The organism is Shouchella oshimensis, assembly GCF_004375095.1.
GTDB lineage: Bacteria > Bacillota > Bacilli > Bacillales > Bacillaceae_D > Shouchella > Shouchella oshimensis.
Window position 1 is genome coordinate 225,029 of record NZ_SNUX01000002.1, and the last position, 13,284, is coordinate 238,312.

Sequence of the window (13,284 nt, forward strand, 5' to 3'; positions counted from 1 at the left end):
GGACAAAATCTTACCATTTACTTACACACTTGAAGAATGGTTAAGTGCCATTAAGTAATACTCGGAAGATTTTTTGTAAAATTTCAACTCAAAGTAATAATGAGCTAATTCTTCTGCCATTTTCTTTATTAGTATGGAATGGCTATCTTTTTCAGCACGTTCAATTGTACGTTTTAATAATTTTTCGTAGTTAAGAAAATCACCTCTTTGTTTAAAAACAATGGCTTTAATGACATGTAATTCAATGTCTAAATAGCTCATTTGGTGTTGATCGACCAAATGTAAGCATGTATCTAAAAGGTCTTTAACCTCTGTCCATTCTTTTTTTAAGAGTTTTATTTCTAATAAGCCTTTCAAAACGTATACTTTACTAACGTCACTTTCGAGGTTAGCTAAACTTTTATTGTAATAAACAATGGCTTCGTCATACTTCTCGAGCTTTTGAAACACTTTACCAATATTATATGTGATCATGGTGAACAAACGATTCTTATTTTTTACATTTAAGTCAGCTAAATATCGTTCAGTCTCTTGTAAAGTTCGTAAGGATTTATCATATTGTGAAAGCAAGTGATATTGAACGCCAAGGGTTACTAATACATTTACTATGTTCTCGGTATCACCTAATTTTAGGAATAGATCATATGATTTTTTACAATAGTAAAGGGCAATTGATTTGTCTTCCATAATGCGTTGTTTGACTAAGCTAATATTATAATAGAGTTTGGCACTTTCAATAGTTGTGTTATCGACGTTTAAATTTTCTGATATTGAATAATGGTAATGGGCTTGGGAGAAATTCTGTTTGGAGTAAAAATACTTCCCTAATATATTATGAAGCCTAAAATATATCTGTTGTTCGCTAAGGTCTTTAAACTCGGTGTTATCTTTTACATCAATTAAGTTAATGTTAGAACGATAAATAGTGTCTGCATCATTCATTTCATCTTTTGTCATTGAATGATTTAATAAGACTGAAAACACTCTAATGAGGAGAGAAGGTTGAAGAAATTCTAATAGAGACATTCTAAGGAGAGCTTCCTCTTCGTTCGATAACGATTTAGATTCTCCCTCTACTTTATTGAGTACAGTTATAATTTTGTCATGTAGACTAGTCGAACTGTTATGATCCATTATGTCGATAGTGACGTCTAACCTTTTCGAAATCTTATCTAGAAATTGTTTTGATGGCTTCGTCTTTCCATTTTCAATTCGACTTAAATAGGCAACTGAACAAATGCCTTCTACTAATTCTGATTGAGAAAGTTTTCTGTATATCCTTAAATGTCTAATTTTTTCACCTATGTATATACTCATTTGTTCCCTCATTTCAATAAATTATTTATTCTAACTATTTATTAAAAGTAGGGGGCGTTATTAGGAAGTAGATAATATACGTTAACATTTGCAATAAAAACGTATCCCCATCCAGCTACAGTCGCTTACATACACTTTTTGTATAGCTATGTAAATGGAATTATATCAAATAAATTTGGCAAATAGTAAAGTTTTTGGTTTGTATTTAAATAAAAAGACCTATTTTAACGAAATAATTAGTGAATTCGATGAATGGAGGGTATAAATGAAGGTGAAATTTGAGTCGTTTATGGTAGAAAGGAATTTTATCCTTTTAATGATGGGTGTTTTCATCAATGCGTTAGGAAGTGGTGTATACGCAATAGCCGGAATGTTACTAGTATTAAGCTTGAGTGGTAGCGTTCTCTATTCTGGTTTTGCTTTATTTGCGATCACCTCAGCAGGTGTATTATCTTTTTTAATTGCACCATTGGCTAACTATTTTAAGTACAAGAACGGTTTGGTTTACAGTAATCTACTAAAAGCGCTTATCCTTTTTACCATCCCTATATTGCACTACACAGTTGGTCTACATGTATGGTACGTAATTGGTTTATTGTTTATAACAGCCCTATTTACGCAATTCACGTATCCAATTGAATCGACAATCCTGCCTATCATTGTGGGGAAAGATAATGTGATAGCCGCTAACTCCTTTTTGCAAACCATTCGAGAAGCAATGGATATTGCGTTTCTCGCAGGCGCTGGAATTCTTATTACATTTACAGGGACCATTCCAGCTATCATCATCACAGCTACATGTCTCATACTCGTCACAATAGCCTATTCTTTTTTTACCTTCTTACAACCAGACGTAAAGAGAGATCCTTCTACATCCGTAGGTTCTGCAGTTCGTACGTACTTTATTGATTTAAAAGCTGGCTTCACTTACATTGGAAACTCTCTTATTCCTAAGATGATTTTTTCAATCGTTTTTATAAACCTGGCTATGGTGATTATGACGACAAATTTACCCGCGTTTTCTCTTATGAAGGGTAGTGGGATAGAAGCTTCTTATGGGTTTTACTTAGCGGCTATGTCGATTGGAATTATGATTGGAACGATTCTCGCTTCTAAATTAAAACAAATAGATTTCGGTAAATTAATCATCTTTTCTTTTTTCGGCACAGGTGTAATGTGGATTGGAACGGCGCTTCTCCCACTTGTGTTCTCCATGATTTTGTTTAGCATTGGAGCTATTTCCATCGGCATAATAAACATTCTTGTCTTTTCATCCATACAAAGACAAGTCGAAGTCACTTTTATTGGTAGAGTGATAACCCTGATAACGAGCGCAGCTGCTTTAGGAATGCCCATTGGAGCTTTAATAGGTGGAATGCTAGGGGAAATGTTTGCAACAGAAATACCCATCCTTATCTGTGGTGTTTCCATGATGCTATTTAGCCTTTCTTGGTTAAGTAGTTCTGCATTGCGTAAACTTCCAAGTATAGATCACGTTAAACTTTTCCAAGAATCAAACGTTCAAGCATAGGCTTTATTGCAATGGCAAATCTTGAAAAAACAGTGAGCACTACTCTTTACGTTTGCATAAATAAAAGTGAGGACACTTCTTATTAGAAATGTCCTCTTACCCGTATTCTTTTTATTCCTCTGGCTGTGGAATCGCTTTTTCAGCAGAACGACTTACCGTTTCCCAATCTTTCCATGTCTTTATTTTGCTCAATTCATGTTCAATGGCTGCATCAAAGACGTGGCTCCCTAAAATGAGTCTTAAAGGTGGCTTCTCGTCATTAATCAGTTTTAGTAATGCAGTGGCAGCTTCCTTAGGGTGGCTATCTTTGCTTTCATAGCTTTGAGTTTCTAAAAACTCTCGGACAGGACTATATTCTTCATGTATAGTAGTGAACTGCATGTTTGTATATAAATTTGTCCAATATCCGCCTGGCTCTACAATAGATACATGAACCCCAAAATGAGAGACCTCTTGTGCTAATGCTTCACTAAAACCTTCTAATGCGAACTTACTTGCACTGTAGATTCCAGTCATTGGGCCAGCAAGAATGCCTCCTATACTGGATATTTGTATAATGTGACCAGACTTTTGTTTTCTGAGGTGAGGTAAAACTGCTTGGCTGACCCAAACGGCACCATAAAAATTAGTGTCGATTTGTTGTTTAATGTCGTCCTCGGTAAATTCTTCAATCATTCCCAATATCATGTTTCCGGCATTGTTTACTACTAGATCAAGTTTACCAAAATGAGTAATCGCTTTTTCAACAGTCTCAAAAACTGAAGCCCGTTCTGTGATGTCCAACTTAAATGACTTAAAGGTAGTTTTGTATCTTTTTTCTAATTCCATTAAGGGCTCTATATTTCGAGAAACCCCGACTACTTTATCTCCTAAGTTAAGTGCTGTTTTCGTAAATTCAAGTCCTAATCCACTGCTTGCACCGGTGATAAACCAGACTTTTGAAGTTGAATTGTTTGGTTTCATTATTCTTCACTCCTCCTGTATTCTTTCATCTTCATCATAAAAAGAAATAGAACAGTGTCTCTAAGGCGTTCATTTTAGAGGGGAAGAAAGCCAATGTATACAAAAAAAAGCGTGAAGGACAGACCGCCACACTCTTCAATACGATTGAGAGATATAAAAGGACAGACAATTTCCGCTAAACTCTGAAATGCATTCCAGAGCCACTGAACTATAAATTTAGCTGTTCAATCTGCGGATAATTACGATCACTATAATCCCTCCTTCATTTAGTTGTTTTATCATAGCTTATAAAAACATAATGGTCAAATCCTCGGTTTAAATGAGGTCGCTAATAGGATATAATGAGCAAAAAACGATCGTACACATGTATAGTCAAGGAAAGGGATGGATAGAAGTGAACGGTATAAAGCGAATAGTTCAATTGGATCGTAACTGTGAGACTAGATTGCTACAAATATGGGAATCCGGTGTTAATGAAACACATAGCTTTTTAACGTCTTCAGATAGAGAACGAATTAGGCCAGATGTTCTGTTAGGGATAAGAAGCGTAGAACATCTTTTTTGTTTTTATAAGAATAGCGAAATTGTCGGTTTTATTGGCGTTGACACTAAAAAAATAGAGATGTTGTTTATTGATGCTGCAGTAATGGGAGAAGGAATAGGTAAGACATTATTGTCTTATGCAGTTGAAACCTTACAGGCTACATTAGTAGATGTTAATGAACAAAATACTCATGCGGTTCAGTTTTATAAACATATGGGGTTTATACAAATTCATCGTTCTGAACATGATGATAGAGGAAGACCTTTCCCCATACTAACGATGCAAATGGGAAGCTCAATCACTCACTAGACTCGTTTAGAATAGGTTTTTACAGCTCGCTTCAAAAGTGAAGCGAGCTGTCATCATTCCTCATCATGCCATCGTACAAAAATTGAAAGAGCATCACATACCCTCGCTAAAAACGTGACTACCCCCTCTCATTTTCTTCTTTATACCATTTTCTTAATCAGCCATTTTTTAAAGAAATGTGCGTTTGAAAATCAATGATTTGTGTTAAAGAAATAAAAACAAACGTATAAGAGGTTGATGCATCTTGTTTAGTCATATGGACTGGGTTCGATTATTTATGGCGGCTCTTTTCATTCTTCCACTAGTTACGATAATCCGCGAATCTGGCTATTATGTGGTAGCGACATTGCTTAGAGGGAAGAACAAAAAACTTGTTATTGGTAGCGGACCTACATTGGTTAAATTCCCTACTGTAGAAATCAGACGTTACTTCTTTATGTTTAGCTGGATGGAGTATGATGAATTAAAACCACGTAATCGATTTTGGCATGGGTTGATTTATGCTGCACCCATCCTTTCAACTGGAACAGTTGCTTTTCTAGCGAACGCTTTCGTTTTAGAGGGTATTTTGCCAGCTAATATTTTTTGGTCAACGTTTATTTTCTATTGCTTTTACTACATGCTTTTTGATGTTATTCCTGTTTATTTACCAGATGGACAACCAACGAATGGCCGGGCTATTTTCGATTTAATGTGGCACGGAGAACGGTCTGATTATAAGAAGCAGAGAGAAGAAGAAAAAGAGAAAAAGCAAAAAGAAGGAAAGGCTGACGGGGACCGCAGCAATACGGACGCACAAGAAGAAACAATGGAAAATCGAGATCGGGATGAAGAGGAGAGAGGCGATCATACAAATCCAGACGAAAGGCAAGAAGAGGCTAAGAGGAATCGAAAGCAACGTAGCTATACAGAGTCCCAAGAAGAGACAAAAGAAAATCGTGACCGAGATGAAGTGGAAAGGCGTGACCACACAAACCCCAAGTCATAGGTTACCTATCATGTTGTCCAGACACGTAAGTTTTTCTGTCAATCCAAAGATATACATAGATTAGTGCCGTGTTACGCAGAAGGAAAGATCAGGAAATACGAAAAAATATGCAATAAAGAAAAACAAAGGTAAAGAAAAGAGGCCAATAGTGATTGGCTTCTTCTTTTTTAGGTGGACATTAAGATTAGGAAGTGAAAAGGACAGAGAATGCATGCCTAATCCTCGTACAGGATGATTAGATTACCAATAAAGTTTTTAAATTAATGCAAAGGCATCATATTTAATTCAATTAGTTAGCTGAACCTTTGCGGGTAAATAGAGGGTTTTGAATGAGTAATAAAAAAGGGTGGTATAGAACATTCAAAAGAGAAAGTGTAAGAAATGTAGAGAGTAGATGGGGAATAAAAAAGACAGTATTGTAACGATAAAGCTACTTGGAAAAGAGGTGTTGAAAAATGATAGTTTGTAAGTAGATGATTTCTTTTTGGGATAACTTTCGATTTAGCTTTAATTCCATTTCGTTTATTAAACTTTGTAAAAGTTCCTCGTAATCATCCATTCATCTCTCCTTCCCGCCTTTGTGAGCAATACTAAAGAACCTTTATTAAAAAATCAATGGAATTTTAGATGATTTCAAAAGTAGAACTTGAGTGTTGTTCCTTCATTCTTATAAGTTTGACAGTTTCCTACTTAAAATGGTGTTCTTTGTTTTTTAAACACACTCTTCATACAAGTAAGACTTTTGATAATAGGAACGATAGTAAAGGCAAAAACCTACAAACGTTTTTGCCTTAGTCGTATAATTCCTCATTAAGGGAATGTACTAGATGTATCCTGACAAACAATCACTAATACTTGCCCCGATTCAACCGTATTATTCAATTCTTTCGCTTGGTTATTACTAAAACCGCATCCTTCAAGCAACTGTTCTAAGCTGTACATATCGCCATCATACTTTACATTTTCCTTTGGTAAGCCGTAGTCATTATGCGTTTTTGTTTGGTTATTGTGCGGAAAAGGAGCAACGACCTTGATCCGGGATGAATCATATTTTTGCTTCATTTTTTTAACAGCGTCATACGCTTCCTCTTCACTATTGAAGTCCTTAAACATAGGTCTCTGCATACTCTTCACCTCTATCTATAATAATTGTATAGTCCCATTCCCACATTTGTTTTTCTTTAAAACCAAATAGTATAAATTTAGGTTCTCTTTTTAATAGACATTCCATAGCGACAATGCAATAATAGGAGAAAAAATAAGGAGCTTGTAAGGCAATGTTATTCTATGATTACCTACATGAAAAACTACCTTCTTTGACTGAAGAATGGTACCATGGCCTCGATAAAACCAAAGGAGGCGTTTATGGTACGTGTAACCCTTTAGAAATAGAAACGTTAAAAAAGCAGAACTACGACTTTCATTCCATCTTCATTACGTTATTTGATGAAGACGAAGACTCATGTAGCGATGAAGCTTTTCAACGATGGATTGATTCCATTACTTCTGATGAAGCTCATTTAAATACAGCTTTGCCTGATATTATAGAAGAATTCCATCGTAATCAGCAGCTATATTTACAACATGTTGAAAAGTATTTCTATCATCATGGTGATCAGTTAGCATTTGAAGATTATGCTTCATGTGTGCAGAAAATAACAGATACCTTTAAAGACATTGTTGTAGCTTTTAGTATAAAAAACCAAGCTAAGTCTAAACAGTTAATTCATGCACAAAGTGAGTTAATTACAGAATTAAGCTCCCCGATTATTGATTTAAATGAAAAAATTTCATTGCTGCCGCTAGTGGGTGAAATTGATACGCACCGAGCGAAAATCATTTTTACAAATACGATAGAGTCTTGTGCAAAAAGACAAATTCAGTGTTTACTAGTAGATCTATCAGGTGTCCCAATTATTGACACAATGGTAGCGAATGAGTTGTTTCAATTAATAAAAGGGTTAACATTAGTTGGGACAAGAACCTCACTGTCAGGTGTTCGACCGGAAATTGCCCAAACAGCTGTTCAAATTGGTATTGATTTTAGCGGTTTGAAAATTTATTCATCTATTGCTCATGCGTTGGCGAGACTTGATTTTTCAACAATTGATATGTAAACTCAGAGGCTGGGATAGAAGTAGATAGACAGACCAAAATGACGAACATTCCTGATAATAGGAACGTTCGTCGTTTATTTTATATGAAAATTAACGGAAGGAGAATTCGAAGACTCCTGGGGGATCAGCACGTGTCTGAAGACTCTGGAGTGGCGGTTTTCCACGGAGGAGGCTGAGGCCGTGTCCCCGGAAAGCGAAGGATTCTCCTGTAGCGGTGCTACTCAGCATATTCTAGACTTTCGTCTTTTCAAATACTACTTTTAGTTATCTCCCAGCCTCTTTATAGTGTAACGAATGTTGAGGCAGGTCGTCTAATGATGTTGATTCTAGATTAACGAAGATAGGAGTGAACACACAATGGTAGGAGTAGAAATTGATTTGGTTGTTACGGATAGTTTAAAAGCATTAGAATTATACGAGAATATATTTGAGATCGAACGTATTGAGGTATCAGATTTACCTAAAGGCACAAACGAAGCCATCTTTACCCTCTTCGGCGTACGCTTTCACATGTTGGATGAAAATCCTGAATTTCAATTGGTAGCACCAACCAAAGAAGACCCTAAAACAATTTGGTTTAACGTATCTGTTCCTGATATTAAGGAGACCTATAAAAAAGCAATGAGCTTAGGGTGTAAGGAGATACAACCGGTTACGGATTTACCTGATTATGGAGTTTCGAATGCAATGTTTATGGATTCTTTTGGATATGTTTGGATGTTACATCAAATTCACGAAGTAGTGAGTCATGAAGAGCGTATACGCATTTGGGAAGAAAAAAGAAAACAATAATAAAAGGTTGTGTAAATCTCCCCGCAGTCCATTTTGTGCATTTAGACATATTTCTGAAAGGCTCATGAATGTAATAATAAAGCCTACTTTCTCTAATGCAGAGGAATGTAGGTTTTTTTATTCCATTTCTATAGTTCCATCTCCTCCGCTAGCTCCACGCACCAATAGCCATTTATACGCAAGAAGCACATGGAAAAACGTATCTAGTTAGTAAAAGGGAAAATCATGTTCGTACCTCCACTTTCCTTAGAATATAGTCTGGTAAGGAAGCGCATTCTTTCTTAAAGTATGTATTATTATGCAAATAGTTAGAAAACGTTTAAACTAAGTAATAAGTAAATGAAGAAGGAGCTGAGGGAATTGCAATATAGACAATTGGGGGACACTGATTTAAAGATAAGTCAGCTAAGCTTTGGAACTTGGGCTATTGGTGGCTCGTGGGGCAGGACGAATGACAAAGAATCATTAAAAGCACTTGAAACCGCAATGGATCACGGTGTGAACTTTTTTGATACAGCTGATGTATACGGGGATGGTCATAGTGAGGAACTTCTTGCGCAAGCGACGAAGGGGAAAGAAGATGAAGTCTATATTGCTACAAAATTTTGTAGAGCAGGGGATATCTTTTCTCCTGATACGTATTCCGCTGAGCAAGTGCGTTCATATTGCGAGAATAGCCTGAGGCGTTTAAACAGGGAGCGCTTAGATTTATACCAGATTCATTGCCCGCCTTTGGACATTCTTAAGAGTGGACAAGTGTTTACCGTACTTGATCAGCTTCAAGCTGAAGGGAAGATAAGAAATTATGGTGTAAGTGTTGAAACGGTAGAGGAAGGGCTATTATGTTTAGAAAATCCGAATGTGAAGGCATTACAGGTTATTTTTAATCTTCTTAGACAAAAGCCCCTTGAAACATTATTGCCGAAAGCAAAGGAAAAAGGGGTGGGAATTATTGCGAGAGTTCCTTTAGCAAGTGGACTCTTAACAGGAAAATTCACAAGTGCGCACACGTTTGAAACAGATGATCACCGAAATTTTAATCGCGATGGGGATTCATTTAATGTTGGCGAAACGTTTGGCGGGATTGAATTCGAGAAGGGGGTCGAACTGGCTCAAAAGCTATCTTGGATTAAAGATGGTCGTAAGCATCTTTCGAGTGCTGCGCTTCGCTGGATACTAGATCAAGAAGAGGTAACAACTGTTATACCTGGATTTAAAACTGTTGAGCAAGTAGAAAAAAATGTAGAGGCTGTACATGAGCCTAAATTCACAGCCGAAGAATTGAAAAACTTGGCTGCGTTTTATAAGTCAGAAGTCGAGCAGCATATTCGTGGACCTTACTAAGTAACCGATAAGAGGTTGAGTATACCAAAGAAAAAGGATCAAATGCGATTCTAGCCTGAAAATGGGTGCATGTTACAAAAACAGCCGACTGATTATCGGTTGTTTTTGTGTATCAGCAGCACAGAAAAAGAGCCGTTAGATACGGCTCAAATTAAGCGTTAGACCGTTCGTTGCGCTAAAAATCACTTTAGAAGTTGTTTGATGACAAGATCAGCCAACAAATCTCTTGATGCTGTGATAAATAAAGATAATACAACGTTATGTTGTTTAGTCGTTAGTCCTCTAGTGACACTTTAATCGTATATGACATCTTTTCCTTCTTCTTTTAATTGTCTCAAAGAGGCAAGCATATGGTTTATTTCTTCATCGGAATGCCGTATCCATGAACCTAATTCCGCTATTACTTTTAATGGAGATTTCGATCGATAAGAGCGTGTTGGATTTCCGGGAAATCTTTTATCAGTTAAGTTAGGATCATTTTCAAAGTTCCCTAATGGTTCAACAATATAAATTCTTTCTTTGGAGTCGGATTTTGCTAATTCCGCTCCCCATTTGGCAGCATCTAAGGTCGCAGTAAAGTAGATATGGTTAGAGGTTTTATCCTGATAATTGGATACGTACAAAGGTTCAAGTAAGTCTCCAACATTTAATTTTGCTTTAGTACCGTGAAAGAACGGTCCAGGGTCTAATACATGTTTCTCGCCATTCATCTGGCCACACCCCTTATCATTTTTGATTTGTGAGTAATAGTATAAGCAAGGCTATTGAAAAAGAATAGTCTACAATTCATTTTTTATTAGGGGTATAATAAAGGTGTAGGTTTTTAAAACAAATAAACACGGCAATAACGCAAATAAGAATAAAGGTATGTGCGTTTTTTTTTTGTTTGATCTTTTTTACTGCTTATCTGCTGTATAAGTGTTTATTTATCGGAAAATTGGTTTCAAGTACCTTTTAAACAATTATTTGTTCAAGCTTTTTACGTTTGAATTCATTATATGGTCAATCTCAATCAATAAACTTGCCACTTTCATTTTCTCAGAAAGTGGCGGAATTATAGCTAATGTGCTTTTTAAATTCATCATTATAAAAAAATTCTCCACAGGAAGGATAGTTTCGACAGCGCTTTAATGGCTAGGGCTTTAACAACATGTTCATGATCATTTGTAGACGTGTCTTTTGAGAACGGATTACTTTTAGATGCTTTTTTATCCATTTCCACTGTGAGTTTGTTGGCAAATGCCGCACTGTTTATTAGTACAGCTGATTCCGTATTTAAAAAACTAGATCTGGCATCTAAATTAAAAGATCCCACCATACTCATTTGATCGTCTATTACAAACGATTTGGCGTGAATGGAGTGTGGTCCTTGATATTCAGAAATAGTAAACCCACTATCAGAAAGGGCTTCCCTCTTACTTAAATAGCCTGAATAAGCCATTGGATTGGGTGTTTGTTGGATAGAGTTAGTTAATAAAACCCAACTAACCGTAGAGTCCATTTCGACATACTTATTCATCTGCTTAGTCGGAATGGCATAGGGCGTTTGAATATAGACCTTAGATTCTGCTTCACTTGCAAGCTTAGTGAATGTTTTCCACATAGTAGGCGGCTTATTAAGTCTGGTTAATGGATTGGAAAGGAAAGAAACGTGTTCCGCTTTAATCGCTTTGTTTTTCCACTCTTGCGATAATGGTTGTACAAATGGCACATGATCGTTTTTTGCCTTTTGATAGGTATCATTTAGATCTTGTTGAAACGCTAACCCGGCTCTTTGATCCTTGCTTTTATTTTTTTTCTCCACTTGTGTAAATGGGTGATTCCAAAGCTCATTCGTGTACGCTTTCATCTCTTGAAGAGAACTTTTAGACTGGTTATCCTTATGGTAAATAAGGACGTCACGGTCTAGCACGTAATCTTTAGGTGGGGCTTCGGAAAGGTATTTATCACCGATATTTCTCCCTCCAATGATTCCATATGTCTCATCCACCAACAAAAGTTTGTCATGTAAACGATTATGCCATGACCAAGGCTTAAATGGTCGAAACGGTTCAAAATAACGAAGTTCCATATTTGGATGCACCGCAATCGCTTTTTTCACCTCTTTTAAATCCCCGTGTAGATTATGAAACAAACCGTCTAATAAGACCCTAACGTGGACGCCTCGATCAGCTGCTTCAAACAAGGCAGCTAAAAACAAATGAGATGTTTGTCCCTTTTGTACAGAATAGGAGACAAAATCTATACTTGTCTTTGCTTCTTGAATGATTTGCATTCTCGTCCTTCCGGATTCAAATCCATTCTCTAAAAGAAGAACATGATCTTGATTTGCAAAATCTTGTGTTTTAGATGTCGTGTGTAAATCAGAATCCTCTTGTTTATACGATAGGGGTAAGAAAAAAAGTAAATACGCCGTAAAGAAAACATAGCTAATGTATAGAAGAATAGCTGTAAGGAGTACACCTTTTAACATAAGCATCATCGCCCTTGATGAAATCCAAGCCTTTGCTTGTCTAACTCCACATAGGTTTGATTGCCGTGAATCTGTTTGTGAATTAAAGGATGACAAAAATAATCATTCAGACTGTCTTTCTTCTCCAATACTTTCTTCCTCGCTGGTGAAAATTCATCATATTTTAAATGTAATTTCATTTCGACCTCCATTATTTCGTCTGTATGATCTCCCCATTTATAGTTAACCTTTAGTAAGAAAATATTCTTTATAAGATCCATACGATGAAGAAAATGGTTTGTGATTATTATCTGTAGCAAAAATAAAATTGTACTTTTTAGGAGATGTTAACAGAACGAACGATTGTGGAGGATGAAAACATGGATTTTCCAACGATTCACACAAACATTTGGGATGCCGTTATAGCTGTTCCATTTGTGCTCATAACAACTGAGTTCATTAAATGGACGACGAAAATTCCACATAAGTATGTTCCAACTGTCGCAACCATATTAGGTTTATTGATATCTGTTTTTTATAGCCACCGACATGACTTATCTGCAGGGTTGTTTATGGGCTTTTTTTATGGAAGTGCTGCGGTCGGAAGTTATGCAGGGTTAAAAACGGCTTGGTTAGCTTATAGATCCTCTGAGAAGAAGTAACTTATTAAGCCGTTATTATCAGTTTAATTTGGTAGCTGTAGGGAAATGATAAGATATAAAAAGGAGGGCTGAATCATGCTCTGGACTGCACTTATTGTTATATTAGTATTATGGTTACTCGGGTTTATCGGAGATATAGGTGGCAATTTTGTTCATATTTTATTAGTAATCGCTTTAGTTGTTCTGATCGTTCAACTTATTTCAGGTCGTCGAAAAGGATAAAAAGGGAGTGTTCTATTTTTCTCCCTTACTTACATAAACATCT

General features: G+C 36.3%; 14 protein-coding genes. 8 read left to right on the forward strand and 6 right to left on the reverse strand.

Annotated features, from left to right (window positions below):
• Nucleotides 1-21 precede the first annotated feature (21 nt).
• Nucleotides 22-1,317, reverse strand: coding sequence for a helix-turn-helix transcriptional regulator (locus E2L03_RS07280; protein ID WP_166740212.1), 1,296 nt, complete (start codon nt 1,315-1,317; stop codon nt 22-24).
• A 265-nt stretch (nt 1,318-1,582) separates the two neighbouring features.
• Here E2L03_RS07280 and E2L03_RS07285 point away from each other — a divergent pair, with 265 nt between their 5' ends.
• Nucleotides 1,583-2,848: an MFS transporter gene (locus E2L03_RS07285; protein WP_055737068.1), complete on the forward strand. Its 1,266-nt coding sequence runs from the start codon at nt 1,583-1,585 to the stop codon at nt 2,846-2,848.
• Nucleotides 2,849-2,959: 111 nt separating this feature from the next.
• On the opposite strand, the gene E2L03_RS07290 is transcribed toward E2L03_RS07285, so the two are convergent.
• Complete coding sequence (locus tag E2L03_RS07290; RefSeq protein WP_124741165.1) at nt 2,960-3,811, reverse strand: SDR family NAD(P)-dependent oxidoreductase; 852 nt, start codon at nt 3,809-3,811, stop codon at nt 2,960-2,962.
• A 364-nt stretch (nt 3,812-4,175) separates the two neighbouring features.
• Between E2L03_RS07290 and E2L03_RS07295 the strand changes: the two genes are divergently transcribed.
• Nucleotides 4,176-4,664, forward strand: a complete 489-nt coding sequence (locus E2L03_RS07295; protein ID WP_084167279.1) for a GNAT family N-acetyltransferase — start codon at nt 4,176-4,178, stop codon at nt 4,662-4,664.
• A 256-nt stretch (nt 4,665-4,920) separates the two neighbouring features.
• Nucleotides 4,921-5,652 carry a hypothetical protein gene (locus E2L03_RS07300; RefSeq protein ID WP_208394344.1) on the forward strand — a complete coding sequence of 244 codons (732 nt, stop codon included), beginning with the start codon at nt 4,921-4,923 and terminating at the stop codon, nt 5,650-5,652.
• An 810-nt stretch (nt 5,653-6,462) separates the two neighbouring features.
• On the opposite strand, the gene E2L03_RS07305 is transcribed toward E2L03_RS07300, so the two are convergent.
• Nucleotides 6,463-6,765, reverse strand: coding sequence for a hypothetical protein (locus E2L03_RS07305; RefSeq protein ID WP_148305125.1), 303 nt, complete (start codon nt 6,763-6,765; stop codon nt 6,463-6,465).
• A gap of 164 nt (nt 6,766-6,929) precedes the next feature.
• Here E2L03_RS07305 and E2L03_RS07310 point away from each other — a divergent pair, with 164 nt between their 5' ends.
• From E2L03_RS07310 to E2L03_RS07320, 3 genes are all read left to right on the forward strand, one after another.
• Complete coding sequence (locus E2L03_RS07310) at nt 6,930-7,769, forward strand: STAS domain-containing protein (RefSeq protein WP_124741166.1); 840 nt, start codon at nt 6,930-6,932, stop codon at nt 7,767-7,769.
• Nucleotides 7,770-8,126: 357 nt separating this feature from the next.
• Complete coding sequence (locus tag E2L03_RS07315) at nt 8,127-8,561, forward strand: VOC family protein (RefSeq protein ID WP_124741167.1); 435 nt, start codon at nt 8,127-8,129, stop codon at nt 8,559-8,561.
• Between the two features lie 360 nt (nt 8,562-8,921).
• Nucleotides 8,922-9,905: an aldo/keto reductase gene (locus E2L03_RS07320; RefSeq protein WP_134258825.1), complete on the forward strand. Its 984-nt coding sequence runs from the start codon at nt 8,922-8,924 to the stop codon at nt 9,903-9,905.
• A 293-nt stretch (nt 9,906-10,198) separates the two neighbouring features.
• Here E2L03_RS07320 and arr read toward each other — a convergent pair whose 3' ends face one another.
• The 3 genes from arr to E2L03_RS20285 form a co-directional block, all read right to left on the reverse strand.
• Nucleotides 10,199-10,615, reverse strand: a complete 417-nt coding sequence (arr, locus tag E2L03_RS07325) for an NAD(+)--rifampin ADP-ribosyltransferase (protein ID WP_124741169.1) — start codon at nt 10,613-10,615, stop codon at nt 10,199-10,201.
• Between the two features lie 374 nt (nt 10,616-10,989).
• A complete protein-coding gene (locus E2L03_RS07330) occupies nt 10,990-12,378 on the reverse strand; it encodes a phospholipase D-like domain-containing protein (protein ID WP_166740213.1) in 1,389 nt (462 codons plus the stop codon).
• A gap of 5 nt (nt 12,379-12,383) precedes the next feature.
• Nucleotides 12,384-12,557, reverse strand: a complete 174-nt coding sequence (locus E2L03_RS20285; protein WP_166740214.1) for a hypothetical protein — start codon at nt 12,555-12,557, stop codon at nt 12,384-12,386.
• Between the two features lie 180 nt (nt 12,558-12,737).
• Here E2L03_RS20285 and E2L03_RS07335 point away from each other — a divergent pair, with 180 nt between their 5' ends.
• Nucleotides 12,738-13,019: a hypothetical protein gene (locus E2L03_RS07335; RefSeq protein WP_124741171.1), complete on the forward strand. Its 282-nt coding sequence runs from the start codon at nt 12,738-12,740 to the stop codon at nt 13,017-13,019.
• Between the two features lie 75 nt (nt 13,020-13,094).
• Nucleotides 13,095-13,241, forward strand: coding sequence for a lmo0937 family membrane protein (locus E2L03_RS07340; RefSeq protein WP_124741172.1), 147 nt, complete (start codon nt 13,095-13,097; stop codon nt 13,239-13,241).
• The last annotated feature ends 43 nt before the right edge of the window (nt 13,242-13,284 follow it).

Bases quoted from the DNA above. Each gene is read 5' to 3' on its own strand.
- E2L03_RS07280 (WP_166740212.1), bottom strand. From the start codon at position 1,317: ATGAGTATATACATAGGTGAAAAAATTAGACATTTAAGGATATACAGA.
- E2L03_RS07285 (WP_055737068.1), top strand. From the start codon at position 1,583: ATGAAGGTGAAATTTGAGTCGTTTATGGTAGAAAGGAATTTTATCCTT.
- E2L03_RS07290 (WP_124741165.1), bottom strand. From the start codon at position 3,811: ATGAAACCAAACAATTCAACTTCAAAAGTCTGGTTTATCACCGGTGCA.
- E2L03_RS07295 (WP_084167279.1), top strand. From the start codon at position 4,176: ATGTATAGTCAAGGAAAGGGATGGATAGAAGTGAACGGTATAAAGCGA.
- E2L03_RS07300 (WP_208394344.1), top strand. From the start codon at position 4,921: ATGGACTGGGTTCGATTATTTATGGCGGCTCTTTTCATTCTTCCACTA.
- E2L03_RS07305 (WP_148305125.1), bottom strand. From the start codon at position 6,765: ATGTTTAAGGACTTCAATAGTGAAGAGGAAGCGTATGACGCTGTTAAA.
- E2L03_RS07310 (WP_124741166.1), top strand. From the start codon at position 6,930: ATGTTATTCTATGATTACCTACATGAAAAACTACCTTCTTTGACTGAA.
- E2L03_RS07315 (WP_124741167.1), top strand. From the start codon at position 8,127: ATGGTAGGAGTAGAAATTGATTTGGTTGTTACGGATAGTTTAAAAGCA.
- arr (WP_124741169.1), bottom strand. From the start codon at position 10,615: ATGAATGGCGAGAAACATGTATTAGACCCTGGACCGTTCTTTCACGGT.
- E2L03_RS07330 (WP_166740213.1), bottom strand. From the start codon at position 12,378: ATGTTAAAAGGTGTACTCCTTACAGCTATTCTTCTATACATTAGCTAT.
- E2L03_RS20285 (WP_166740214.1), bottom strand. From the start codon at position 12,557: ATGAAATTACATTTAAAATATGATGAATTTTCACCAGCGAGGAAGAAA.
- E2L03_RS07335 (WP_124741171.1), top strand. From the start codon at position 12,738: ATGGATTTTCCAACGATTCACACAAACATTTGGGATGCCGTTATAGCT.
- E2L03_RS07340 (WP_124741172.1), top strand. From the start codon at position 13,095: ATGCTCTGGACTGCACTTATTGTTATATTAGTATTATGGTTACTCGGG.